19 protein-coding genes and 1 pseudogene are annotated in these 23,517 nt (G+C 72.3%); 8 read left to right on the top strand and 12 right to left on the bottom strand.

Annotated elements, in window-relative coordinates; translation table 11 throughout:
• Window position 1: 1 nt before the first annotated feature.
• Window positions 2-493, top strand: coding sequence for a hypothetical protein (locus tag WMF19_RS03875; protein ID WP_437897843.1), 492 nt, complete (start codon window positions 2-4; stop codon window positions 491-493).
• A 12-nt stretch (window positions 494-505) separates the two neighbouring features.
• On the opposite strand, the gene WMF19_RS03870 is transcribed toward WMF19_RS03875, so the two are convergent.
• Together WMF19_RS03870 and WMF19_RS03865 are read right to left on the bottom strand one after the other, a co-directional pair.
• The gene (locus WMF19_RS03870) at window positions 506-2,776 is read right to left on the bottom strand and encodes a hypothetical protein (protein ID WP_437897842.1); all 2,271 of its coding nucleotides are present in this window, start codon (window positions 2,774-2,776) and stop codon (window positions 506-508) included.
• A gap of 53 nt (window positions 2,777-2,829) precedes the next feature.
• Window positions 2,830-4,371: a dipeptidase gene (locus tag WMF19_RS03865; protein WP_437897841.1), complete on the bottom strand. Its 1,542-nt coding sequence runs from the start codon at window positions 4,369-4,371 to the stop codon at window positions 2,830-2,832.
• Window positions 4,372-4,637: 266 nt separating this feature from the next.
• Here WMF19_RS03865 and WMF19_RS03860 point away from each other — a divergent pair, with 266 nt between their 5' ends.
• Entirely contained in the window at window positions 4,638-5,084 is a 447-nt protein-coding gene (locus WMF19_RS03860) for a hypothetical protein (protein WP_272097810.1), read from the top strand.
• Between the two features lie 186 nt (window positions 5,085-5,270).
• Window positions 5,271-7,154 carry a DEAD/DEAH box helicase gene (locus WMF19_RS03855; RefSeq protein WP_437897840.1) on the top strand — a complete coding sequence of 628 codons (1,884 nt, stop codon included), beginning with the start codon at window positions 5,271-5,273 and terminating at the stop codon, window positions 7,152-7,154.
• A gap of 318 nt (window positions 7,155-7,472) precedes the next feature.
• Here WMF19_RS03855 and WMF19_RS03850 read toward each other — a convergent pair whose 3' ends face one another.
• The 3 genes from WMF19_RS03850 to WMF19_RS03840 form a co-directional block, all read right to left on the bottom strand.
• Window positions 7,473-7,715, bottom strand: coding sequence for an anti-sigma factor family protein (locus WMF19_RS03850; RefSeq protein ID WP_437531878.1), 243 nt, complete (start codon window positions 7,713-7,715; stop codon window positions 7,473-7,475).
• Window positions 7,712-8,452 carry an RNA polymerase sigma factor gene (locus tag WMF19_RS03845; protein ID WP_437897839.1) on the bottom strand — a complete coding sequence of 247 codons (741 nt, stop codon included), beginning with the start codon at window positions 8,450-8,452 and terminating at the stop codon, window positions 7,712-7,714. The genes WMF19_RS03850 and WMF19_RS03845 overlap by 4 nt, the downstream gene beginning before the upstream one ends.
• A gap of 126 nt (window positions 8,453-8,578) precedes the next feature.
• Entirely contained in the window at window positions 8,579-9,430 is an 852-nt protein-coding gene (locus WMF19_RS03840) for an alpha/beta fold hydrolase (protein WP_437897838.1), read from the bottom strand.
• 293 nt (window positions 9,431-9,723) lie between these two features.
• Between WMF19_RS03840 and bioA the strand changes: the two genes are divergently transcribed.
• Complete coding sequence (bioA, locus tag WMF19_RS03835; protein ID WP_437897837.1) at window positions 9,724-11,025, top strand: adenosylmethionine--8-amino-7-oxononanoate transaminase; 1,302 nt, start codon at window positions 9,724-9,726, stop codon at window positions 11,023-11,025.
• Between the two features lie 143 nt (window positions 11,026-11,168).
• A complete protein-coding gene (locus WMF19_RS03830) occupies window positions 11,169-12,014 on the top strand; it encodes a GFA family protein (protein ID WP_437897836.1) in 846 nt (281 codons plus the stop codon).
• 78 nt (window positions 12,015-12,092) lie between these two features.
• On the opposite strand, the gene WMF19_RS03825 is transcribed toward WMF19_RS03830, so the two are convergent.
• From WMF19_RS03825 to WMF19_RS03815, 3 genes are read right to left on the bottom strand one after another with little or no spacing between them, the layout of a single operon-like run.
• Entirely contained in the window at window positions 12,093-12,518 is a 426-nt protein-coding gene (locus WMF19_RS03825) for an STAS/SEC14 domain-containing protein (RefSeq protein ID WP_437897835.1), read from the bottom strand.
• A gap of 10 nt (window positions 12,519-12,528) precedes the next feature.
• Window positions 12,529-13,365 carry an acyl-CoA desaturase gene (locus WMF19_RS03820; protein ID WP_437798829.1) on the bottom strand — a complete coding sequence of 279 codons (837 nt, stop codon included), beginning with the start codon at window positions 13,363-13,365 and terminating at the stop codon, window positions 12,529-12,531.
• A gap of 19 nt (window positions 13,366-13,384) precedes the next feature.
• The gene (locus WMF19_RS03815) at window positions 13,385-14,878 is read right to left on the bottom strand and encodes a B12-binding domain-containing radical SAM protein (RefSeq protein WP_437897834.1); all 1,494 of its coding nucleotides are present in this window, start codon (window positions 14,876-14,878) and stop codon (window positions 13,385-13,387) included.
• Between the two features lie 750 nt (window positions 14,879-15,628).
• Between WMF19_RS03815 and WMF19_RS03810 the strand changes: the two genes are divergently transcribed.
• Complete coding sequence (locus tag WMF19_RS03810; RefSeq protein WP_437897833.1) at window positions 15,629-19,081, top strand: DNRLRE domain-containing protein; 3,453 nt, start codon at window positions 15,629-15,631, stop codon at window positions 19,079-19,081.
• Between the two features lie 127 nt (window positions 19,082-19,208).
• Here WMF19_RS03810 and WMF19_RS03805 read toward each other — a convergent pair.
• Window positions 19,209-19,475 (bottom strand): annotated as a pseudogene (locus tag WMF19_RS03805) (LysR substrate-binding domain-containing protein); the annotation flags it as partial.
• A 143-nt stretch (window positions 19,476-19,618) separates the two neighbouring features.
• Between WMF19_RS03805 and WMF19_RS03800 the strand changes: the two are divergent.
• Window positions 19,619-20,491, top strand: a complete 873-nt coding sequence (locus WMF19_RS03800) for an oxidoreductase (protein ID WP_437897832.1) — start codon at window positions 19,619-19,621, stop codon at window positions 20,489-20,491.
• Between the two features lie 111 nt (window positions 20,492-20,602).
• Here WMF19_RS03800 and WMF19_RS03795 read toward each other — a convergent pair whose 3' ends face one another.
• Window positions 20,603-20,803: a hypothetical protein gene (locus WMF19_RS03795; RefSeq protein WP_437897831.1), complete on the bottom strand. Its 201-nt coding sequence runs from the start codon at window positions 20,801-20,803 to the stop codon at window positions 20,603-20,605.
• 42 nt (window positions 20,804-20,845) lie between these two features.
• Window positions 20,846-21,322, bottom strand: a complete 477-nt coding sequence (locus tag WMF19_RS03790) for a hypothetical protein (RefSeq protein ID WP_437327509.1) — start codon at window positions 21,320-21,322, stop codon at window positions 20,846-20,848.
• Between the two features lie 202 nt (window positions 21,323-21,524).
• Here WMF19_RS03790 and WMF19_RS03785 point away from each other — a divergent pair, with 202 nt between their 5' ends.
• Window positions 21,525-22,970, top strand: coding sequence for a sigma 54-interacting transcriptional regulator (locus tag WMF19_RS03785; protein WP_437897830.1), 1,446 nt, complete (start codon window positions 21,525-21,527; stop codon window positions 22,968-22,970).
• A 22-nt stretch (window positions 22,971-22,992) separates the two neighbouring features.
• Here the strand turns inward: WMF19_RS03785 and WMF19_RS03780 are convergent, their stop codons facing one another.
• On the bottom strand, window positions 22,993-23,292 hold the full coding sequence (locus WMF19_RS03780) for a hypothetical protein (RefSeq protein ID WP_437897829.1): 300 nt from the start codon (window positions 23,290-23,292) through the stop codon (window positions 22,993-22,995).
• Between the last annotated feature and the right edge of the window lie 225 nt (window positions 23,293-23,517).

The following is a 23,517-nucleotide window of genomic DNA, read 5'->3' as shown; positions in this document are numbered from 1 at the left end:
GTTGCTCCTGGGAAACGCGCTCCACAGGCTCCACGAGGCCGAGGCCAATCTCGGGGAGTCGTTCCGCGCCGCGGCCGAAAGGCACGCAGACCGCCTCGATATCGCCCATCTCTGCCTGCGCTTCGCCGCGCAGTGCGAGCGCCGCGCCGAGGGGCTGCGGCCGTTCGCCCGGAAGCACGGCGTGCGCCTCGCGGGGGCGCTGGAGCGCCGGATCGGCGAGGAGCTGCGGAGCGGCGCGCGCCGCGCCCTCGCCAAGGTGCGCCCTCGGACGGGCGTGGCCGGCGCCGAGCTGTTCGCCGACCTGCGGCGCCTCTACCCCATGGCGCACGACTGCGAGATCGGCTGGGTGCTCCTCGGCGAGGCGGGGCACGCTGCGCGCGACGAGGGGCTGAAGGCGTTCGCGGAGGCGGCGCTCCCGGAGAAGCAGGTGCAGATCCGGTGGATAAGGACGACGCTGCGCGAGAGCGCCGTGCAGCTCCTCGTCTTCTCCTGATCTCCGCGCTGCTCAGTCGAGCGGCACTGGCAAGGAGGCCGCGGCGACCAGGTAATCGCGCGCGCCGACACCGCGCTCCTGCGCGAGGGCGAGCGGGACGGGCCGGTAGAGCAGCGTGGCGGTGACGTTCGCGGCCGCCGAGCAGCCCGAGGGGATCGCGAAGCCGTGCGACGTCACAGCGACGCTCCCCGGCGCGATGCGGTTGTCGCTGGCGATGTCGACGGCGCGGTGCTGCGGCGCGTGCCGCGCGCCCGCCGGATCGACGAGCACCTTGGCGAAGGTGTAGCCCGCGGCCCCGGCGAACGCGGCCGCGGGCTGGCCGTCCGTGGCCGGCGAGGCGAGGGGCGCGCCGAGGTAGACGATATCCCCGTCCTGCGCGGGGATCGCGCCGCTCAGGGTGATCGCGCCGCCCCCCGCGGCGACCACCCGCGCCTCGCCGACCGGCGCGCGGATCTCCAGGCCCTTGTCCGCGGCGTCGAGCGACGGGTCCGCGAAGCGGCCGATGCCGGTGTACTCGTCGTAGACGCCGGTCGGGCGGACGATCCGCACCACGTCGCCCGCTCTCGCGCGCGCCGCGCCCTCCTCCCAGGCGAGCCGGGCGCCCGTCAGGGCCGCGCCCTGGCCCACGCGCGCCTCCGCGAGCGCGCCGCCGGTGTCGTTCACGGTCATGCCGCTCGACGGCGCAAGGGGCGCGCCGCACGCCTCCGCCGTGACGAGGAGCACGAGCGCGCGCATCGGCTCCCCGGTCGGGACGGCGTGGCCCGCCGCGCCGCCGGCCAGGGAGACCGTGACCGCGAGCTCGCCCGGCGCGGCCGAGGCGTCGATGCGGACGTCGACCGCGCCCTGGATGAGCCGCGGGGAGCCCTCCAGCGGGCCGCGGAAGAGGTGGGAGCGGACCGTCCCCGCCGGGCGGACGAAGCCGAGCGAGACGCTCGCGTTCGCCTCGTTCGTCACGTCGAGGCTGCTCTTCAGCGAGAGGACCCCCGGCATGTGGCAGGCCTGGCACTGCGAGGCCGGGCGGTTCCAGGAGCTCGCTGCCCACTCGGAGAACGTCTGATGGATCGGGAGCCCGCCGGGCCAGCGGACCGGATCGAGCGCCGCGCCCGGCAGGAGCGCCGCCTGCTTCTGCTCGTGGCAGCCGCCGCAGAGCTCCGAGGACGAGAACTTCGGCTGGTAGCTGCCGCCCATGAACCTGTTCGGCACGTCCGGCCGCGGGCCGAACATCACCTCCAGGAGCCTCGATGAAGGGTCGGGAGAGCTCCTCTCCTGCGGGCGCTGGACGATCAGGGCGCCGGCGACCCCGGGCGGCTTGCTCAGATCGACGTCGCGGATCTTGTGGCAAGCGTCGCAGTGGTCGCCCTTCTCGAACGCGATGCCGCTGGCCTCGAGGAGGTCTCGCCCGCCCGCGGGGCCGTCGATCCCCGCGGCATGGCAGTCGGCGCACGCGCCGAAGGCCGCCGGTCGCGCGGCCTCGGGCAGCGCGGGATCGTCGCACGAGGGCTGCGCTCCCCCGCCGCAGGACGTGTTGAGATCCGGCAGCACGCCGCTCCCGAGATAACACCGCATCGCGGCGGTCCCCTCGCTCCCGGGGACGCGGCCGGCCTTCCAGCGCCCGCCCGCGGCGCTGCACGAGGCCTCGTCCGTGTGGGCCATCGAGACGCCGGCGTAGATGGCCTGGAGGAGCGGGCTTTTGGCCGACCGCGCGTGCCCCGACTCGAGGAACTGGGCAACGAGCGTCGTGTGGCAGTGATCGCAGAACCGCGTCGAGTTGTGCGGGTCGCCGTCGCCAGGATCGCCGTAGGTGTAGCCGAGCGCGTTGTCCGGCGGCGACGCGCGGCGAATGGCGATCTCCACCGGCCCGTCGGGCACGACCTCGAACTCGATGCCGTCCGTCCGATATCCGATCTTCGCCGCGACCACGGTCGGCTGGCCCGGGATGTCCCGCGTGATCTCGATGGAGAACGCGCCGTCCGGGCCGGTCACGAGGGCCGGCTCCCCGCCGGCCTGCATCACGATGGCGCCCTCGAGCGGCGCCGCGCCGTCGGTGACGACGCCGGTCACCGTGAACACGCGCGGCAGCTCCTCCAGGGCGCCTCCAAAGCCCGTGGCCGCGCTCACGTACGTGGTCGTCGTCACAGGGTGCGCGCCGGCGCCCTGGCCTCCGCCGCCGTGGCCGCCCGGCGGCGGCGCCTCCGAGCACGCGCCGCCGAGCACGCAGGCGGCGAGCGCCGCCGGAAGCGTGGGTGATCGTGGCCGGGTCAGGGTTCGCGCCGCCGTTCGCATCCCGGAGGATCGCCACGGTAAACCCGGCTCGACCGACTGTCGACGGCGAGAGGCTACCGCGACAGCAGGAGCTCCGAGGACGGAGACTCCGGCGCTCCGGCCTTCGAGGGCTGCGCGACCGGTCGCTGCTGCGGCGAGGACGGCGGGACAACCCCCCACGACATCGGCCCCCGCGACGGCGGGGGCGCCGGCAGCAGGGGCTGCGTCGGCAGATCACCCAGCTCGGCCGCGCTGAGCTGCTGTGTGCTGCCGTCCCCGGACAGCGTGGTCTCCGTCGAGGCCGCATAGGCCTCGGCTTGCTCGAGGACCCGCACGAAATTCCCGCCCAGCAGGCGGAGGATGTCCGCATCCGAGTAGCCGCGACGGATGAGCTCCAGCGTGATGTTCGGGGCCCCGGCGCTGCCTGCGAGCCCCTCCTTGAGCGCCTCGTTCCCATCGAAGACGGAGCCGAGGGCGACATGCTCGATCCCCGCGACCTTCACCACGTGGTCGATATGGTCGATGATCCGCCACAGCGGCGGCGTTATCTGCCCTTCCTGGGTCCTGAGCTTCTCGATCTCCTCGCGGAGCGCCCTCGTGTCGCCCGGGAGCCTCTCGCCGAGCTCCTTGAGGTGCGCCCCGTACTTCTGCGCGAAGCGCGCCGACTGCTCCGCATACGCCTCGTCCAGGAAGAGCGCCCAGGAGTTCACCATGACGAGCCCGCCGTTCTCCGCGATCGCGCGCAGCATGTAATCGTCGAGGTTGCGGCGGCGGTGGCCGGCGGCGGGCATCGTGGAAGAGGTGATGATCGGCGCCCTGGCCACCTTCATGACGCCCTGGAACGTGCCGTCCGATGCATGCGAGACGTCGACCACCATGCCGATCCGTTGCATCTCGCGGACCACGGCCTCACCGAAGGGGGACAGGCCTCGGTCGCGCACATACCCGGGATCGAGCGCTCCTCCCGCGGAGCCTGCCCAGTCGTTCGTTGTCATGTGCGTGAGCGCCATGGTGCGGACGCCGAGGCGGTAGAACGAGCGCAGCGCGGGCAGGGAGTCCTCGATGGCGTGCCCGCCCTCGATGCCCATGATCACGGCGATCCTGCCTTCGCGCTCGGCGCGGCGCACGTCTTTCGCATTGCGCACGAGCGTCAGCGTCTCGCGGTGGCGCTCGATCTGCCGGTGGGTCGCCTCGATGAGATCGAGCGCGCGGCGCGCGGCGCTGCCGCCGAGCCGCGAGGACGAAGGCGGCGCGGACGCGCTGACGTGGATCGGGAAGAACGCGCCTGTGACGCCCGCCGCCTTGATCCTGGCGATCTCCTCGGCCATCAGCTCGTCGTCCTGGCTCACCTGAGCGAACGAGCCGCCGAGGAGCAGCGAGGGCACGCCGCTGTGGCCATCCACGAGGATCGCCTTGGCTTGCAGCCGCGCGGCCCGCTGCTCCGGCGTCTCGAGCCCCGGCGGGACCGCCGCGAGGTCGGGCGCCGACGTGTACCAGGGCCCGACGTCGTCGGCGGACGGCGCGACGACATCGGGCGCCGCGGCGGGCGCAGGGGAACGAACGCAGGCCGCGAGCGACGCGGCGGCGAGCAGCGCGAGCATTGGCGAAGTGCGCATGACCGGATCGTACCATGCGAGCTCGGCGGGAAAGCCAGCCATGACGGCGGCAGGATCGTGCGCCGGCGAGGCGAGGCAGCAGCGCCGCTCGGCACCGACATATCGGTCCTGGTGGTGGCCCCTGGCCTCGATGGAGCAGGATCTTGAACTGCCGGGGCGCCAAGCAAGCCGTGAGCGTGTTCTGTTCCTGGCGTCCCTGGCGGCTTGGCGGCTCATTTCTCGCTCGATCGACGAGCTCGGTGTCCTAGACTCGAACGAAAGACCCGATGTCGCTCCGACAGCGCGACTACATCCTCCGCATGATCGAGCAGCTCGCCGAGGCCATCGGCAGGGTCGCCGGGCTCCGGCGCGCCGGCCAGCTCGACGAGGCGGAGCTGCTCGTCCGCACAACGGCCGACGGGCTCTTCGGCCCGATGCGGGACATGCTCGACCGGCTCGACGCCGCGGGCGCGGCCACCCTGCTCGGCGACCACGAGAAGATCGGCGCGTACGCGGCGCTCTCCGCGGAGCAGGCCGAGATCCTCGAGCTCCGGGGCCGGGCCGCGCAGGCGCTCGCGGAGCGCAGGCGCGCGCTCGAGCTCTACCTCGAGGCGGTGAGCCGCGCGCCCGAGGGCAGCCCCCGCGCGCAGGAGGCCGCGCGCGCGCTCCTCGGCCGGCTGGACGCCGCGCGCCTGCCGGAGCGGTACCGCGCCCTCGCCGCGAAGCTCGGCTGATCGGGGCAGCGGGGCTCGCCTGCCGCGCGCGCTCGACCGCCGCGCGCGGGCTCGACCGAGGGCCGCGCTCCGCCGTGCGCGCTCCGCGGCGCGGTCCGCCGTGCGCGCCCCACGGCGCGGTCCGCCGCGCGCGCTGCGCTCCGCGCCGGATGCCGGGTTGCGGCCGCGCAAGCGCGCGACCATGACATGGGGAGCCCTGTGGAGACGCCCCCCTCGTCCGCCAGCTTCGCCGCGCTCGGTATCGCGCCTGCCCTCCTCGATGTGCTCGCCGAGCTCGGCTATGAGGAGCCCACGCCCATCCAGCGCGAGGCGATCCCGCACCTCCTGACCGGGCGCGACCTGCTGGGGCAGGCCGCCACCGGGACCGGGAAGACGGCCGCGTTCGCGCTGCCGCTGCTCCAGCGCCTCCAGATTGGCGGCGAGCCGCCCCGCGTCCCCGAGGCGCTCGTGCTCGTTCCGACCCGCGAGCTGGCCATGCAGGTGGCCGAGGCGATGCACCGCTACGGCCGCCGGCTCGGCGTGCAGGTGCTGTCGGTCTACGGCGGCCAGCCCTTCGGGCAGCAGCTCCGCGCGCTCCGCCGCGGGGTCCATGTCGTCGTGGCCACGCCGGGCCGGACGCTCGACCACATCGGGCGCGGCACGCTGGCGCTCGACGGCATCCGCACGGTCGTGCTCGACGAGGCCGACGAGATGCTGGACATGGGCTTCGCCGAGGCGCTGGAGGAGATCCTCTCGGCCACGCCGGCGGCGCGCCAGACCGTGCTCTTCTCCGCCACGCTGCCCCCGCGGATCGCCGCGATCGCCGGCCGGCACCTGCGCGAGCCGGTGCGGGTCAAGATCGCGGGCGAGAAGGCGGCCCCCGGCGAGCTCCCCCGCGTCCGCCAGACGGCGTACATCGTGCCGCGGGCGCACAAGTCCGCCGCGCTGACCCGGGTGCTCGACATGGAGGACCCGTCGTCGGCCATCCTCTTCTGCCGCACCCGCAACGAGGTCGACGAGCTGACCGAGGCGCTGCGCGCCCGCGGCTACGAGGCCCAGGCGCTCCACGGCGGGTTCTCGCAGGAGCACCGCGATCGCGTGATGGCCCGCTTCCGCGCCGGCACGGCCGAGCTGCTCGTCGCCACCGACGTCGCGGCGCGGGGGCTCGACATCGAGCATGTCTCGCACGTCATCAACTACGACGTCCCCTGCGCCCCCGAGGTGTACGTCCACCGCATCGGCCGCACGGGGCGCGCCGGCCGCGAGGGCGCGGCGATCACGCTGGTCGAGCCGCGCGAGCACTACCTGATCCGCAACGTCGAGCGGCTCACCGGGCAGCGCATCGAGGCCGCCACCCTCCCGACCGTGGCCGATCTGCGCGCGCGGCGCCTGGAGCTGACGCGCGCCTCGCTGCGGGAGGCGCTGATCGAGGGCGGCGCCGAGCGGTTCCGGGTCGTTGTCGAGGGGCTCGCGGACGAGTTCGACGTGATGGACATCGCGGCGGCGGCGGTGAAGCTCGCCCACGACGCGACGGAGGGGGACCGGGAGGAGGACGAGGCGGAGATCCCGTCGTTCCGGCCGCCTCCGCGCGGGCCGGAGCGCGCCCGCGACGACCGCGCGCCGCGCGGCCCCGCGGGGGCGCGTGGGCGCCCGGGCGAGGCGCAGGCGCGGCCGCGGCGGGAGGGGCGGGAGACCGACGGCAACGTCGCCCGGCTGTACATCAGCGCGGGGCGCGCCGCGGGCATCCGGCCGGCCGATCTGGTCGGCGCCATCGCGAACGAGGCGTCGCTGAGCTCCCGCGACATCGGCGCCATCGAGATCGCCGACGGCTTCTCCACGGTGGAGGTCCCGGCCGACGCGGCGGACGCCGTCATCGAGGCGCTGCGCGCCACACGGCTGAAGGGCCGCAAGGTCCAGGTCCGCCGGGATGACGCGGGGTCCCGCGATCCGCGAGGCGGGGCGGCCGAGACGCGCGGGGGCGTGACCGAGGCCCGCGGCGGGGCGGCCGAGGCCGGGCCGCGCGCCGGCTCAGCCGAGACCCGGGACGGCGCGGCGGGCATGGCGCCCCCGCGGCGTCGCCCTCGGTCCTGAGCTCCACGGAGGCCTCGGTCAGGATCCCTGTGGGATCCCCCCGCACGCACACTCAGCTCGGCGTGCCGTGGGAACCGCCAGGGACAGGCGAAGGCGCGCCGGGGTGTCCCTGAGCCTTCACCTCGTGTCGCTGGAGGCTGCCTCTGCGTCCCTGAGGGGGACGCTTCCTGTCCCCGTCATGGGCCGCCGTGTCCCTGGTTGCAATCCCGCAGTCGACCTAGATGCTTTTCTCGTGTCCCTGGCGGCACTCCACGCGTCCCTGGCGGCACTCCACGCGTCCCTGGCGGTTAGCGCGCCGCGCCGCCCAGGTCGCCAGGCTCAATCGGCGGTGGTCTTCCGCCGCTGGAACTGCGCGAACAGCGTAGCGCGGACGTCGTCGTGCAGCGGCTCGCCCGGGAGCCCCTGGAGCGCGTCGATCGTCAGATCCATCTGCTTCAGGTAGGTGCGGCACCTGTCGCACCACGCGAGGTGCCGCGCGCAGCCCTCCTCCTGCTCGGAGGACAGCTTTCCCTCGCTCCGGTCGGTGATCATCTCGGTCAGCTGACAGCATGTGACGATCATGCGCGCTCACCCCTCGTCATGTAGCGCTCGAGCGCGGCCCTGAGCTTCGATCGGCCACGGTGCAAGAGGACCCGCTGGTTCGCCTCGCTGATACCCAGGATCTCGCAGACCTCGTCGGAGGGACACCCCTCCACGTCGCGCAGGAGGACCACGGCGCGCTGTCCAGGCGCCAGCGTCTCGAGCTCTCGCTGCAGCAGGGCGCCCATCTCCTTGCGCAGCAAGAGCACCTCCGGGCTCTGCTCCGTCCACGGAACAGGTGGAGTCGACCAGTCACCGGTGCTGTCGAATCGGGCCGGATCGACCGCCGGCTCGCTGCCCAGATCCCCGTCCTCCAGCCAGGAGACAGGGACCATGCGCTTCTCCCGGGTGCCCAACGTCCTGGCGCGGTTCGTCAGGATCCTGAACACCCATGTCTTCAGCGCGGAGCGCCCCTCGAAGCGCACGAGCCCATCGAAGATCGCCGCCCAGGTCTCCTGGACGACCTCCTGCGCGCCCGCGGGACCGGCGACCGCGCGGGCGAGCCGGAGCATGGGTGTGTGGAGCTGGGTCACGAGCTGCTCGAAGGCCTGCTCGTCCCCCGCGAGCAGCCGGCGGACGAGCGCGATGTCGTCCGCCGACGCCGCGCATGCGGGCGCAGCCGCGCCGCCCGGCGCGAAGAGCGGGCCTACCTCGGCCGATGCGCGCTGCGCCGTTGCGGCCTGTTTGCCGTCGGCGGCGGCCGAGGGGTCGTGGGACACGCGGAGCACGGTATCACGCCGCCGAGCCCCGCATCAATCGACGCGGCTCTACGCAGCTCCGGAGCGGCTCGCCCCGCGGAGGCTCCGGAGCGGCTCGCCCCGCGGAGGACGACAGCCGCCACCCGGTCAAAGCGACGTCAGCGCATCCGCGACCTCCTTCGGCTTCGTCAGGAAGGGGGCGTGGCCCGCGTCGATCGAGATGACCCGCTCGCAGGGCAAGGCCGTGTACTGCTGCTTCTGCTCTGCAGGGCTGATGGCGAGATCCTTGAGCGCCTCGATGTAGACCCGGGGGACCCTCCCCCACCGCTCCTCCGTGACATGGATCGGCTCGTCGAACGGCTTCGCGGGCTCCTCGCGCAGGTGGCTCTCGAGCCGCGCGACGTCCTCCGGAGAGCAATCCTGGCAGAAGGCGTTCGCGGCCCACCCCTCCTTGAAGGTCAGCGTCGTGCCGTCGTCCGAAGCGGCCGCATACTCCTTGATCGCGGCCCCTTCGTCGTCGGCCCACTCCTGGCTCAGCGACTGGCCGTCTTTGAGCAGGAACGCGGTCAGGTACACGAGCTTCTTCACCTTGTCGGGCCGCTGCTCGGCGGCCTGGCTCACCACGGTGCCGCCCATGCTGTGGCCGACGAGGATCACGGGGCGCGAGGCGCTGTCGATGGCCTCCACCACGGCGTCTGTATAGGCCTGCAGGCCGGCGTCCACGACGGGCGTCTTGTCCTCGCCGTGAGCGGGGAGATCGAGGGCGATCACCTCGTTGCCGCCGGCCTCGAGGAGCGGCACCACCTTGTCCCATGCCCATGCGCCCACGAAGGCGCCGTGGACCAGAACATACGTGTTCTTGTCCGAGGGATGGGCCCCGCCGCCTCCCGTGCCCCCGTCCGTATCGCTGCCGCCGCAGCCGGGCAGCGCGGACGACATGAGCGCAGCGGCCGAGATCATGGTGGCAGACCGCAGGACCTTGCGAAGCAGACCGTTCATGGATGTCTCCTCATCGTCGCCAGGCTCTCCTCGAGCGCGACGTCATCGGTATTTCGACGTGCGATGGATGCGCGCGCCCCTGCGCCCGGGCGTGTCCCCGGCGCCGCGACGGCTATCCCGCTACCTGCACAGTCTCGGAGGGGGTCCGAACGTTACAGCCTGTTCGAGGAATCGTCCGGAGGGGGCCGGGGCCGCGTCCCGCCGCGGGACGGCGCCAGGCGCGGCGGCGCGGCGACCGCCAGCGCGCCCGGCGGACCTGGTGGCGATGGGCGTTCTGGGCTAGACGCGTCGCCATGCCCTCGGAGAGCGCCATTCCTGGCCGAGACGATCTCGTCGCCCGCGACCGCCGCTGCGTGATGCACCCCTACGCGGCGCCCCTCTCGAGCGCGCCGCTCTTCGCCGTCGAGCGCGCCGAGGGCGTCCGCCTCACCCTGACCGACGGCCGCGAGCTCATCGACGGCATGTCCTCCTGGTGGGCCGCCATCCACGGCTACGGGCACCCGGCGCTGACGGCGGCGATCAGCGCCCAGCTCGGGCGGATGAGCCACGTGATGTTCGGGGGCCTCACCCACGCGCCGGCGGTCGAGCTGTGCGAGGCGCTGGTGGCGCTCACGCCCGAGCCGCTGACGCGCGTCTTCCTCGCCGACTCCGGATCCGTGTCGGTCGAGGTGGCCATCAAGCTGGCTCTCCAGTTCTTCATCGCGCGCGGACAGCCGGAGAAGCGCCGCCTGGTCAGCGTGCTCGGCGGCTACCACGGCGACACGTTCGGCGCGATGGCGGTCACCGACCCGGTGAACGGCATGCACCACCTCTTTCGCGGCGCGCTCACGCAGCACCTGTTCGCCCCGGCGCCTGGTCCCGCGTTTGGCGCGCCGTGGTCGCCGCGCGCGCTCGACAGCATGGCCGAGCTGCTCGAGCGGCACGCGCACGAGGTGGCGGCCGTCATCCTGGAGCCCGTGGTGCAGGGCGCCGGCGGGATGCGCTTTTACCACCCACGTTATCTGCGCGAGCTGCGCGCGCTCTGCGACCGGCACGACGTGCTGCTCATCCTCGACGAGATCGCGACCGGCTTCGGCCGCAGCGGGGAGATGTTCGGCTGCGAGCACGCGGGCGTCGCGCCGGACATCCTGTGCCTGGGCAAGGCCCTCACCGGCGGCACCATGACGCTTGCCGCCGCGCTCTTCACCGAGCATGTGGCCGAGACCATCTCCCGGGGCGAGCCGCGCGTCTTCATGCACGGCCCGACCTTCATGGGCAATCCGCTCGCCTGCAGCGCCGCGCTGGCCAGCATCCGGCTCCTGCTCGGCTCGCCGTGGCGCGCGCGCGTCTCGGCCATCGAGGCCCAGCTCCGCCGCGAGCTCGCCCCTTGCCGCGCGCTCGACGCGGTGGCCGACGTGCGCGTGCTCGGCGCCATCGGCGTGGTCGAGCTCAAGCAGCCGGTCGACATGGCGCGCGTGCAGCCGGCGTTCGTGGAGCGAGGCGTCTGGTTACGGCCTTTCGGGAAGCTGGTCTATACCATGCCTCCTTACATCATCGAGCCAGCCGAGCTATCGCGGATCAGCGAGGCGATCGTGGGTGTGCTGTCGGGGATCTGAGCCGCTGGACGGCGCGCCTCGGGTGAAGGGCGCCCTCGAATCGAACGCTGGACGCGCGCCTGGACACCGCGCCGTGCTAGCGTGCACGCGCAATCCATCGCTCCTGCGCACACGGAGCACCCACGATCACGGGAGATGCGAACATGACCAAGGGCGCGTGTCTTTGCGGGACGGTCCGCTTCGAGATCGACGGTCCGTTCCAGACCATGCTGAACTGTCACTGCTCGATGTGCCGCAAGTTCAACGGCACGGCGTTCACCACGGCCGTCGTCGCGCCGCTGCCCGGCTTTCGCTGGCTCGCCGGCGAGGACGCCATCCGCCCCTCCTGCGCGAGCGACCGCCGCTCCTTCTGCGGCACCTGCGGCTCGGCCACGCCGATGCTCCGCCCCGAGAGGCAGCTCGCCGTGCTCCATGCCGGCAACCTGGAGGGCGATCTCGGCATCGAGCCGAAGTTCCACCAGTTCGTCGGCTCCAAGGCGCCCTGGTACACGATCACGGATCCCCTGCCGCAGTTCGAGGAATGGCGGCCCGAGATGCAGGCGCCGGTCGTCTCGCGCCCCGTGGCCCCGCCGAAAGAGGGCGTCACCCAGGGGAGCTGCCTGTGCGGCGACGTGGCCTTCGAGTTCGACGGCGCGCCCCTCCGCATGGTGAGCTGCCACTGCACGCGCTGTCGCCTCGGGCGCAGCTCCGCGCACGCGACCAACGTCTTCGTCGCCCTGGACAGCTTCCGCTGGATCCGCGGTGACGCGCAGATCGCGAGCTACAAGGTGCCCGACGCGCGGTTCTTCACCGTCGCGTTCTGCAAGCGCTGCGGCGGCGCCGCCCCCCGTCTGTCACCCGAGCGCGGCTTCGCCGTGGTGCCCGCGGGCACGCTCGACACCGATCCCGGCATCCGCCCCGCAGCCCACATCTTCGTCGACTCCAAGGCGAGCTGGTTCCCGATCACGGATGCCCTGCCGCAGTTCGCCGAGTACCCGCCCCAGGCCTGACGCCGCGATCGAGCGATCGGCCACGGCACCTTCACCGCACGGGCGTCCTGAAACGCCCCCGTGCTCACGCGCGGTCACTCAAGTGCCCGGGCCCCGCCCGGCCCGGAGCGCGTCTCGCCGAGCGAGCAGCCATGTGTGCGCCTCGGCCTCCGTGTCGAAGAACTGCTGCGGGTAGGGCTGTCCTGTGATCATCTGCACGCCCTTCGCCAGGAGCGCCACGATCACGCGCATGGAAAAGCTCGCTCCGATCATCGCGACCGCATCGACGCGCGTGCTCCGCACCTCTTCCGTGACCGCCTTACGCGCCGAAGCGGAGATAGGGCCCATGTGACGCGCGTCGGCGAGCACCAGGACGTCACGGCCGCTCTCCGCCACGCGCCGGATCGCGCCGAGGACAGCGCGCACCCGGTCTTCCGAGACCTCGCCGTGGATCACCACCCGCACGATGCCGTCGGGGTCGTCACGAACATCGGAGCTCGCGTCCTTCAGGCCGAGATCGCTCATGCCGACCATGCTAGCGCCTCGGCTGCGCGGCGGGGTGCAACCTCTCACGGTCCGCCGAGCTCGGCTGGATGTCCGAGGCGAGCCCGACCGCCGCGAGCGCGCGGATGAACAGGAAGGCGAGGTCGTGCTGCCCGGGCGCCATCGCTTGCCGGGCGGCGCGCGGGAAGGCGTGGTGGTTGTTGTGCCAGCCCTCGCCGAAGGTCAGGACCGCCACCCAGCCCACGTTGCGGCTCCCGTCGCGGGTATCGAACGCGCGGCTGCCGAAGCGGGGCGCGTGACAGACGGAGTTTACCAGGTAGGTCGCGTGCATCCAGCACACGAGCGGCACGAAGAACACGAAGGGCACCGCGGCCCAGCCGAGGGCGAGACCCGCGAGCAGGACCGCCGCGACCTGCGGGGCGAAGCGCCAGCGGAGCAGCCACCGGTAGTAGGGATCGCCGACCAGATCGCGGCAGTATTTCTCCGGATCGCGGGGGTCGGTCGATCCATCGTCGAGGATCCAGCCGAGGTGGGCGTACCAGAGGCCGCGGCGCGGCGAGTGGACGTCGCCCTCGCGATCGGTGTGGGCGTGGTGCCGCCGGTGCGTGGCCACCCACGCGATGGGGCTGCCCTGGCCGCTGATCATCGCCACCGACACGAGCGCGTACTCGACCCATTTCGGGCAGCGGAACGCGCGGTGCGAGAGCAGCCGGTGCAGGCCGACCACGGTCGAGAGCTGGAGCGCCGCGTAGAGCGCGGCGGCGAGGGCGATGGAGCTCGCCCGGATCGGCAGGAGCAGCCCGAGGAGGGCGCCGGCGTGCACCAGGGCGAGGTAGGCGATCGCGACGAGGCGCGTGCGGCCCTTCATGGCGGATCCTCCCATGGCCTCACGCGGCCGCGCTGGAGCGGCCCGCCCGGCGGGGCCGGATCCGCGCGAGGCCGCGCGGATCCGCGCGGCACGACGACGCCTCGATGCGCTGCGGCTCGAGGCCGAGCTCCCGCATCTTCTCCTCGTCCCAGGCCTCGATCGGATCGCGCCCGGCGATGTAGCTGCGTGAGCGGTTGGCGAGCGAAGCGCGCAGGCTCATCACCTCGGGCGCCGACATGACGACACACGCCTTGTAGCGGGGCAGATCGCTCGTCATCAGCCGATTCCACACGTGGCGGCCCACGTTGGGGAGGCTCCCCAGCGCGCGGCTCAGGCGCTGGAAATGGTCGATCACCTCCGAGGGGTGCAGCCGTGGCGGGCGGTGGCAGAGGGTGTATCCATCGAGGTCCCGGCTGATCACCCCGGGAAGGAGCCGGCCCTCGGCCGCCACCTGCGCGAAGAAGGGCGTCTCCGGGTACGGGCACACGATCCCGAGGAAGGTCGGGCAGTGATCGCCGAGGTCGTGGAGGTACTCGGGCACCCGCTCGAGGTAGTCGTTGGTGTCCCCGTCCGCGCCCACGAGGAGCCCGAAGGAGAGGACGATCCCGCTCGCGAAGGCCCGCTGGATGACCTCCCTGACCTCGCTCAGCTTGTTCTGGCCCTTGTTCATCGAGCTGATCGACTCGGGGTTCAGCGACTCGAGCCCTGTGTACACGTAGCGGCACCCCGCCCGCCCCATGAGGCGGACCAGCTCCGGGTCGCGCAGCACGTTGAACGTGAGCGCGCAGCCCCAGATCTTCTTGAGGGGCATCAGCGCCTCGCAGAGCTCGCGCAGGTAGCGGGGCGAGCCTCCCAGGTTGTTGTCGAGGAAGCTGAACACATTGTTGGTCACCCCCGGGATGCGCTGGTTGAAGATCATCCGGTCGCGGATGTCCCGGATCACGTGGTCGATGGGGCGATAGCGATACTGTTCGTGCCCGGTCAGAACGCAGAAGTTGCAGGAGAAGGGGCAGCCGCGCGACGCCTCGATGCCGGGCAGGCGGACGAGGTTGTTCCGGTAATCGACAAGGTCGTAGCGGTAGGTGGGGATCTGCTCCGGGGGCACCGGCGGGAGCGCATAGACGGGCTGGAGCTCGCCCCGCTGGAAGTCGGCGATGAGGGCCGGGAGGTTGGCCTCCGGATCTTCCGCGACCACCGCGTCGAAATACTGCAGCGCGTCCGCGCGGAAATGGCTCGCGTGCCGCCCGCCGGCCACGGTGGTCATGCCTTTCCGCCGGAACAGCGTGGAGAGGACCTTGGTGTGCTCGTAATACGCGTGCAGGTACGAGAAGAACACGAGGTCCCAGTGGCGGTCGAGCGGGATGTCCGTCTCCTTCTCGTTGTAGAGCTCGATCTCGGCGTCGGGCGGGCACAGGGCCGCGAGCAGCTCGGGCACGGACGATTGCATGATCGAGCGCTCCTTGCGGAGCAGTCGGCTCGGGTGCGTATAGGTCGAGATGATTGCGATGCGCATCGAGGACACTCCTGGTTCAGTTCAGGACGTATCACACCCTCGAGGCAAGGAGGGCGAATACGAGGAAGCGGGCAGGAGCGCTACAAATACGCCCTACACGGGGCAGGGGTCAGTCCAGCGAGCACTCCACACGACATGAGGACACAAGAGAACCTCGATCGGCCCCCTGGATCCCCAGGCGCTAACCAGGCTCGTCCGGTCGCGCTCAGGGGCACGAACCCCACCCCCTCCATCGGTCACCAACGTGAACGTGAACGTTTACGTTTACGTGAACGTGAACGTGGTCGTGGTCGTGGTCGTGGTCGTGGTCGTCAACGGTAGACCGTGAACGACCACGACCACGACCACGTAAACGTTCAGAAGCAGTAGAACGCTGCGCGAATCTTGGTTAACGCCTAGGCCCGGGCCCACCACCCGTCATGGTCGCACAGACGAATCGCACGACAAATGTAATTCAAATCACAACCACCAGCAAGATCATCACTGAATCGAAACATCTCCTCGCGCAGCATCCGGAGCCCCCGGGGTCGGCCGTACTGGCCAGTTGCGATTTCATGGAGACGTGACATTCACAATGCACGTCCTGGCGTAATGTGAAAGTGGCCGCCGCTGTAGGCTTCGGCCATTTCTTGCAATCGTCTTCGAAGGCCAACAGGTGTCATCGTGCTAAAGTCATCCTTGTTCCCGCGCGCCCTCTCGCGCGCGGGGTATTCTCTCCTTCGGCGTGACCGCATTCGATGGGTGTCGGCCATGGCGCTCGCGACCGCCTGGGGCTGCGGCGGCTCGCCGGAGCCCGGTGAGCTCGGGACCGCCGAGCTCGGGACCGCCGAGCTCGCCGCCTCCCTCCCGAGCGGGCGCGTGGTCATCAGCCAGGTGTACGGCGGCGGGGGCAACGCGGGGGCCGTCTACACGCACGATTTCGTCGAGCTGTTCAATCGGTCGGACAGCCCGGTGTCGCTCGCGGGGTGGTCCATCCAGTACGCGAGCGCCACGGGCACGGGCGCCCTCGGGGCAACGACGACGCAGCTCACGGAGCTGCCCGCGATCACCCTGCAGCCCGGCCAGTACTTCCTCGTCCAGGAGGCCGCCGGCTCGGGCAGCGGCGCGCCGCTCCCTGCCGCCGACCTCGTCGACGCGACCCCCATCAACATGAGCGGCTCGGCCGGCAAGGTCGCCCTCGTCCGGCAGGCCGCGGGCCTCGGCTGCAACGGCGGCACCGCGCCCTGCTCGGCGGCCCAGGAGGCGCTGATCGAGGATCTGGTCGGCTTCGGCGGGGCGAGCTACTTCGAGGGCGCCGCGCCGGCGCCGGCGACCGCCAACGCGACGGCGTCGCTCCGGCAGGGCGCTGGCTGCCAGGACACGGGCAGCAACGTCGACGACCTCTCGACCGGGACGCCCACGCCCCGCAACACATCGACCGCGGCGCTCGCGTGCGGGGGCGACACCCCGCCGGCGGTCACCTCGACAGCGCCCAGCGACGGCGCGACCGGCGCCGACCCGGCCGCGAGCCTGAGCGTGACCTTCAGCGAGGCGGTCGTCGCGGCCGATGCCTTCGAGCTCTCCTGCGCGGGCGGCGCGCGCCCGATCTCGGTCAGCGGCGGCCCCCTCGCCTTCACGCTCACGCCGGCCGAGCCGCTCCCCCCGAGCACGGCGTGCCTCCTCGTCGTCCGGGCGAGCGGCGTGCAGGAGCAGGACCCGGGGAGCAACGGGACGATCGACCCCTTGCCCGCCGACGTGTCGGTCTCGTTCACCACGGCGCGGGCGGCGCAGGTGATCGCGATCCACGACATCCAGGGGCGCGCGCACCTGTCGCCCCATTCGGGCGCGGTCGTGAAGACGACCGGCCTCGTGGCGACCCTGCGCAGCAACGGCTTCACCGTGGAGTCGCCGGCGCCGGACGGCGATCCGGCCACCTCCGAGGGCCTGCTCGTCTTCACAGGAGCCGCGCCGTCGGTGAGGGTCGGCGACCTCGTCGAGCTCACCGGCGAGGTCACGGAGTACCGCGCCGGCTGCGCCGACCCGTGCACCCCCTCCCGCGGCAGCGCGTACCACAACCTGACCGTCACCGAGCTCTCCCGCCCGCAGATCACCGTCCTCTCGAGCGGCCAGGCGCTGCCGGCCCCGGTCTCGATCGGCTTCGCGCCCGGCGCGCGCCGTCCCCCGACACAGACCATCGAGGACGACGTTAGCGGCAGCGTCGAGGCCGCGAACGGCTTCGACCCCGGGTCCGACGGCATCGATTTCTGGGAGAGCCTCGAGGGCATGCGGGTGAGCATCAACGCCCCGGCCGTCGTGGGCCCCACCCGCGAGTTCCCGAGCTCCGGGACCGCGGAGATCGCGCTGGTCCCGGGCGACCGCGACGCGGCCACGGGCGACGCGGCCGGCCTGCGCAGCGCGCGCGGGGCCGTCGTCGTCAGCCCCGGCGACTTCAACCCCGAGCGGATCCTGCTCCAGGTGCCCCTGCGCGCCTCGGCGCCCGCGCTGGACGTGGGCGCCACGTTCGCCGGGCCCATCGTCGGCACGGTCGACTACAACTTCGCCAACTACAAGCTCCTGCCGGTCGACGAGGCGCTCCCCGCGGCGACCTCGACGCTCTCGCGCGAGGTCACGTCGCTCGGACCGCGGACCGCCGACGACCTCGACGTGGCCGCGTTCAACGTCGAGAACCTCGATCCGGGCGATCCCCAGGAGAAGTTCGATCGCCTCGCGCGGATCCTCGTCGACAACCTCGGCAGCCCCGACCTCGTCGCGCTCGAAGAGGTCCAGGACAACAGCGGCCCGACCAACAATGGAGTGGTGGACGCATCGACAACGTTCGCGCGGCTCATCGCCGCGATCGCGGCCGTGCCGGGCGGGCCCAGCACCTATCGATTCCGCAGCATCGATCCGACCGACGGCACCGACGGCGGGGAGCCCGGCGGCAACATCCGCGTGGGCTTCCTGTTCCGGACCGACCGCGGGCTCGAGTTCGTCGATCGCCCGGGCGCCGGCGCCCTGACGCCGAACGAGGTGCTCGGCGGCGCGGGCGGCGTGTCGCTGCGCTACAGCCCGGGCCGCATCGACCCGGACAATCCGGCCTTCGCCAGCAGCCGCAAGCCGCTTGCAGGCGAGTTCCGCTGGAACGGCCAGCCGCTGTTCGTCGTGGCCAACCACTGGAACTCCAAGGGCGGCGACGAGCCGCTCTACGGGCGCTTCCAGCCCCCGACCCTCTCGAGCGAGGTCCAGCGGCGGCAGCAGGCCGCCGTGGTGGCCGGCTTCGTGCGGCAGATCCTCGACAGCGATCCTTCCGCCAACGTCGTGGTCCTGGGCGACCTGAACGACTTCCAGTTCTCGGCGCCGCTCGGCATCCTCAAGGACGCCGGGCTGACGACGCTCATCGAGACGCTCCCGCCGGAGGAGCGCTACACCTACGTGTTCGACGGCAATGGCCAGTCGCTCGACCACGTGCTTGTCAGCGCCAGCCTGGCCGGGCCGAAGCTCGTGGGCTTCGACGTCGTCCATGTCAATGCGGAGTTCGCCGATCAGGCCAGCGACCACGACCCCGGCGTCGCGCGCTTCCGCATCGCGCCCGCGCCGGACATGGATGGCGACGGCGTCCCCGACGCGAGCGACAACTGCCCGGCTGCCCCCAACGCCTCCCAGGTGGACTCGGACGGCGACGGCGTCGGCAACGCCTGCGACCTCGTGTGCGTCAGCCTGCGGCGCGGCGCGTTCGGCGGCGTGCAGGACTCCTTCGTCGAGGGCCCCACGACGGGCTGGGCGTACGGCGCGTATCCCTACCTCATCACCAGCGCCAGCGCGGTCCAGCCGGCAACGGCGGTCCTCGCCTACGATCTGTCGTTCATCCCGGAAGGCTCCAGCGTGATCTCGGCGACGCTATCGCTGTCCTATGCCTGGAAGCCCGCGGGCAGCGTCGTGACCGTGCACAGCGTGAACGGCGCCTGGGAGGAATCGACGCTCCATGGAGGCGGGTTCAGCGGATACAGCCCGGCCGTCGAGGCCTCCCTCACCACGCTGGCGCAGACCGACGCGTTCGTCACCGCCGATCTGACGTCCCTCGTGCAGGGCTGGGTCGACGGCGCGCAGCCGAACCACGGTGTCGCGCTGGTCGACGGGAGCAACAGGACCGACTTCCGCGCGAGCGAGTATCCCGACGTCGCGCGCAGGCCGAAGCTCGACATCTGCTATCACGCAGCCGAGTAGCCCGCCGGATCGACGGCGCGTGCCCGCCCGATCGCCCTCGGTGACATCCCTCAGCGGCCGCGCCGCCCGCGGCGCGGACCATGAGATCGGGATCGTTGCACACGAGAGGCCCGCTCACCGCGATATCGAAGTCCTTCCCGTCCTCGGTGAACTCCCACCTGTAGACGTTCCGGCTCGTGATCTGCCGGTAGTTGATGCACGCGTGCGCGTGCAGGTCGCGCGGGTGCTTCGGCTTCCCGCGCGCGGAGAGATACGCGGGCGACCCCACGACGGCGACGCGCTGTTCCTCGCTGACGCGGACCGCGATCATCTCGCTGTCGAGCGTCTCGCCGAGGCGGATGCCCGCGTCGAACCCTTGCGCGACGATGTCCGCGAGCCTGTCCTCGATCGCCACGTCGACGCGGATCGCCGGGTAGGCCGCGACGAACGCTCGTCCTGGATCATGAAGCGCAGCTTAACACCCCATGCAGATTCACCCCGTTTTTCGGCGCAGCGCCGCGACGTAGGCTCCCCGTCGAAGGCAGAGGAGAGAGACCCATGAGCACTGCAAACGACGGCTCCAAGGTCTGGTTCATCACCGGCGCGTCCTCCGGCTTCGGCCGCGAGATCGCCGAGGAGGCGCTCCGGCGTGGCGACTCGGTCGTGGCGGCGGCGCGCGGCGTCGACGCGCTCGCGGGCCTCGCGGCGGAGGCGCCGGGGCGCGTCGAGGTCGTGAAGCTGGACGTCACGAAGCCCGATGACATCCGCCGCGGCGTCGCGGCGGCGCTCGCGCGCTTCGGCCGGATCGACGTGCTCGTGAACAACGCGGGCTACAGCCTTGTCGGCGCGGTCGAGGAGACGAGCGAGGAGGAGCTCCGCGCCGCGATGGAGGCGATGTTCTTCGGCGCCGTGGCGCTCACCCGCGAGGTGCTGCCGCACATGCGCGGCCGCAGGAGCGGCGCGATCGTCCAGATCACGAGCATGGGCGGCCTCACGACGGGGCCCGGCTTCAGCGCCTACTGCGCCGCGAAGCACGCGCTCGAGGGGCTCTCGGAGTGCATGGCCGCCGAGCTCGCGCCGCTCGGCGTCCGCGTCCTCATCGTCGAGCCGGGCGCGTTCCGCACGCGCCTCTTCGGGGGCGCCTTCCGGTCCATGCCGGCGCTCGACGCCTACGCGCCCACCGTCGGCGCGACGCGCGCGTACGCGGCCGGGTCCGACGGATCGCAGCCGGGCGATCCGGCGAAGGCGGCGCGCGCGATCGTCGATGCGCTCGGGCTCGACCCGCTGCCGCTCCGCCTGCCGCTCGGCGCCGACGCGGTGAGCGGCATCCGCGCGAAGCTCGCCCGCGTCGCGGCCGACGTCGACCGCACCGAGGCGATCGCGCTCGACACCACGGTCGACGGCGGGGCGGGCGGCGCGGAAACTTCCTAGAACCCCAATCACGTTGTTCAAGCGAGGAATGAGTCGCCAGGTCGCCATAAGACGCCATACGACCAAATATCCTGGCGTCTTATGGCGCCTTGGCGGTTCGATCGAGGCCACTTACAGCAATGGTAAGCTGAATATCACCGTCTCGGACGCAGGGACGTCGATCCAGTTCTCGGTGACCATCGAGGCGGCCACGGGTGAAGGTGGCGGGCCCACGCCGGCGCTCTTCAGCGTCGGCGCGTCGGCGCCGGCCGGCGTGGCGACGATCGATGATGGCAGCGTCGGCGGCAGGACGAGGACATTCCCACGCTGCATCGAGGCCGCCTCAGGCTTGTCCCCCGCCTCGGGGCCGGCGCGTCACTTCGCGTTGGCCGCGCCAGCGCGCCGCAGCACCTCGGCGCGCTCGGCGTCGGTCGGCTCGCGCTGGCAGTCCTTCCCGGCGCTCTGCAGGACATCGAGCTGGCGGACGAGATCCTGAGGATCCACGCTCAGGCACCCTTCCTCGAACTCGGAGCACTCGGCGACCGAGAGCGCCGTCCCCGCGACATAGCGGCAATCGGGATCCCCGGGCGGATACCTCAGGAAGGTGGAGGCATTCGTGAGGAGACACGCCTCGTCCGAGGGTGTGTTCGCCTTCTTGCAGCGCGCGGCGGCGAGGCGCGCCATCCGGTCCAGCTCGGCCGCCGGATACATGGGGATCCGGGGGCGAGCGGGCTCGGCGCTCGCGGCGCCGACGGCCCGCGGGCCCGCGGCTGGCTGCGGCGCTCCGGAGCACGCGCTCGCGAGGAGCGCGCACGCGGAGGCGAGGACGAGCAAGGACCCCCCAGGCCTCATGGAGCGACAAGTACCATACCCGCTCCATCGCCCGCAACGCAGCGAGGTTCCTCCGGCGCTCGCCGTCCCGCCGTGCGCGCTCCCGCCCGCCGTGCGCGGAGACCACGACGGCGCGCCAGCCGGCGCGCGCGTGGCTCGAGACGTGGGCAGACGGGGGCGGCGCGGCGAGGTAGAACCAGGCGCAGTGAACAGGGAGAGAACCGTGGCCACCGCGAAGCCCACCCGGAACGATGTGCAGGGCGCCCTGGAGCTCGCGGTGTTCGCCGGGGGCCGCGTGACGCGGCACCCGCTGCCGGCCGAGGGCCGGGTGTCGCTCGGCCGGTCGACGGAGAACGACGTCCCGATCGACGACAGCTCCGTCTCGCGCCGGCACGCGATCATCCACCTCGGCCCGCCCATCGCGATCGAGGACCTCGGGAGCGCGAACGGGACCCGCCTCCGCCGCGAGCGCAGCGCCGGGCCGACGACCAAGCTCGTCGAGCTCCAGCCCGAGCAGGGCAAGACGATGGAGCTCTCGGTCGGGGACGCGGTGAACCTCGGCTCGACGCTGATCGTGATCCTGCCGCGCGAGGGCGCCCCGAGCGCGGCGCCGGGCCAGGGGGGGCAGGGCCACCCCATCGTGCTCGACCCGGCCATGGAGCGGCTCTACGCGCTGGCCGAGCGCGTGGCCGGCGCGCCGATCACGGTGCTCTTGCTCGGCGAGACGGGCGCCGGCAAGGAGGTGCTGGCCGAGCACATCCACCGGCGCTCGCCGCGCGCGCAGGGGCCCTTCGTGCGGCTCAACTGCGCGGCGCTCTCGGAGTCGCTCCTCGAGAGCGAGCTGTTCGGCCACGAGCGGGGCGCGTTCACGAGCGCGGTCCAGACGAAGCCGGGCCTCCTGGAGACAGCCGAGAAGGGCACGGTGCTGCTCGACGAGGTGGGCGAGCTGCCGCCCGGCATCCAGGTGAAGCTCCTGCGCGTGCTCGAGGAGCGGAAGGTGATGCGCGTCGGGGGGCTGAGCCCGCGGCCCATCGACGTGCGCTTCATCTCGGCCACGAACCGCGACCTGGCCGCCGAGGTGAAGCGGGGCGCTTTCCGGGAGGATCTGTTCTTCCGGCTGAACGGCATCGCGCTGACGATCCCGCCGCTCCGGGCGCGCATCTCCGAGATCGCGCCGCTCGCTCGTTCGCTCGCGGATCGGACCGCGAGCGCGCTCGGGCGCCCGGCGCCGGCGTTCGCCCGCGAGACGCTCGCCGCGCTGGAGGCGCACGGCTGGCCCGGCAACATCCGCGAGCTGCGCAACGTCATCGAGCGCGCGGTCGTGCTCTCCGGCGGGGACACGCTGCTCCCGGAGCACCTCCTGCTCGACGCCGCCGCCGCGCTGCCGCCCGTCGAGGCGCGCCCCGCGCCGGCGCCGGCCGAGCCGCGCCCCGCGACGGCGCCCGAGGCCGCCGCGCCGGCCGGCACAGTCCCTCCGGCCGAGGGCGCGGGCGGCCTGCGGGGCGAGCTCGACGCCATCGAGCGGCGGCGGATCGTCGACGCGCTGGAGCAGTGCGCGGGGAACCAGACGCAGGCCGCGGCGCTCCTCGGCATGCCCCGCCGCACCTTCGTGGCCCGGCTGAGCGCCTACGGCATCCCGCGGCCACGCAAGGGCAAGGCCACGCGCTGACGCGCGCCGGGGACGCAGGGCCTCACTTCGCGCCGAGGAGCTTCAGCAGCTCTGCCCGCTCGGAGTCGGTCGGCTCGCGATTGCAGTCCTTGCCGGCGGTCTGCAGGGCCGCGATCTGGTGGTCGAGATCCTTCGCGTCCACGCTCTGGCAGCCCTCCTCGAAATCGGAGCACTCGGCGACGGACAGCGCGGTCCCCGACACGTAACGGCAATCCGGATCCTCGGGCCTGTATTTGAGGAATGGTGTGGCCTCGGTGAGGAGACACCCCGAGTCCGAGGGCGCATTCGCCTTCTTGCAACGCGCGGACGCGACGCGGGCCACCCTGCGCAGCTCTTCTACCGGATAGCGGCGGCTCCGGGGACCGGCAGGACCCGCCGCAGCGGCGTCGTCGGCCGGGGCCGCCGGCTGAGCGACGGCCACCCCCGGGGCAGCACCCCCCACGCTCTGCGGCGTCGAGGGCGAGGGCGGCGAAGAGGAGGCGCACCCACAGGCGAGAAGCGCGGCAACTGTGATGAGATGAATTCCCCCAACCTTCATGGGCAACAC

Origin of the sequence: Sorangium sp. So ce124 (assembly GCF_051525235.1) — a bacterium.
In the GTDB taxonomy this organism is placed as follows: Bacteria; Myxococcota_A; Polyangia; order Polyangiales; family Polyangiaceae; genus Sorangium; species Sorangium atrum.
Note: the sequence above shows the minus strand (reverse complement) of the source record. Positions and strands in the feature narration are given on the sequence as shown.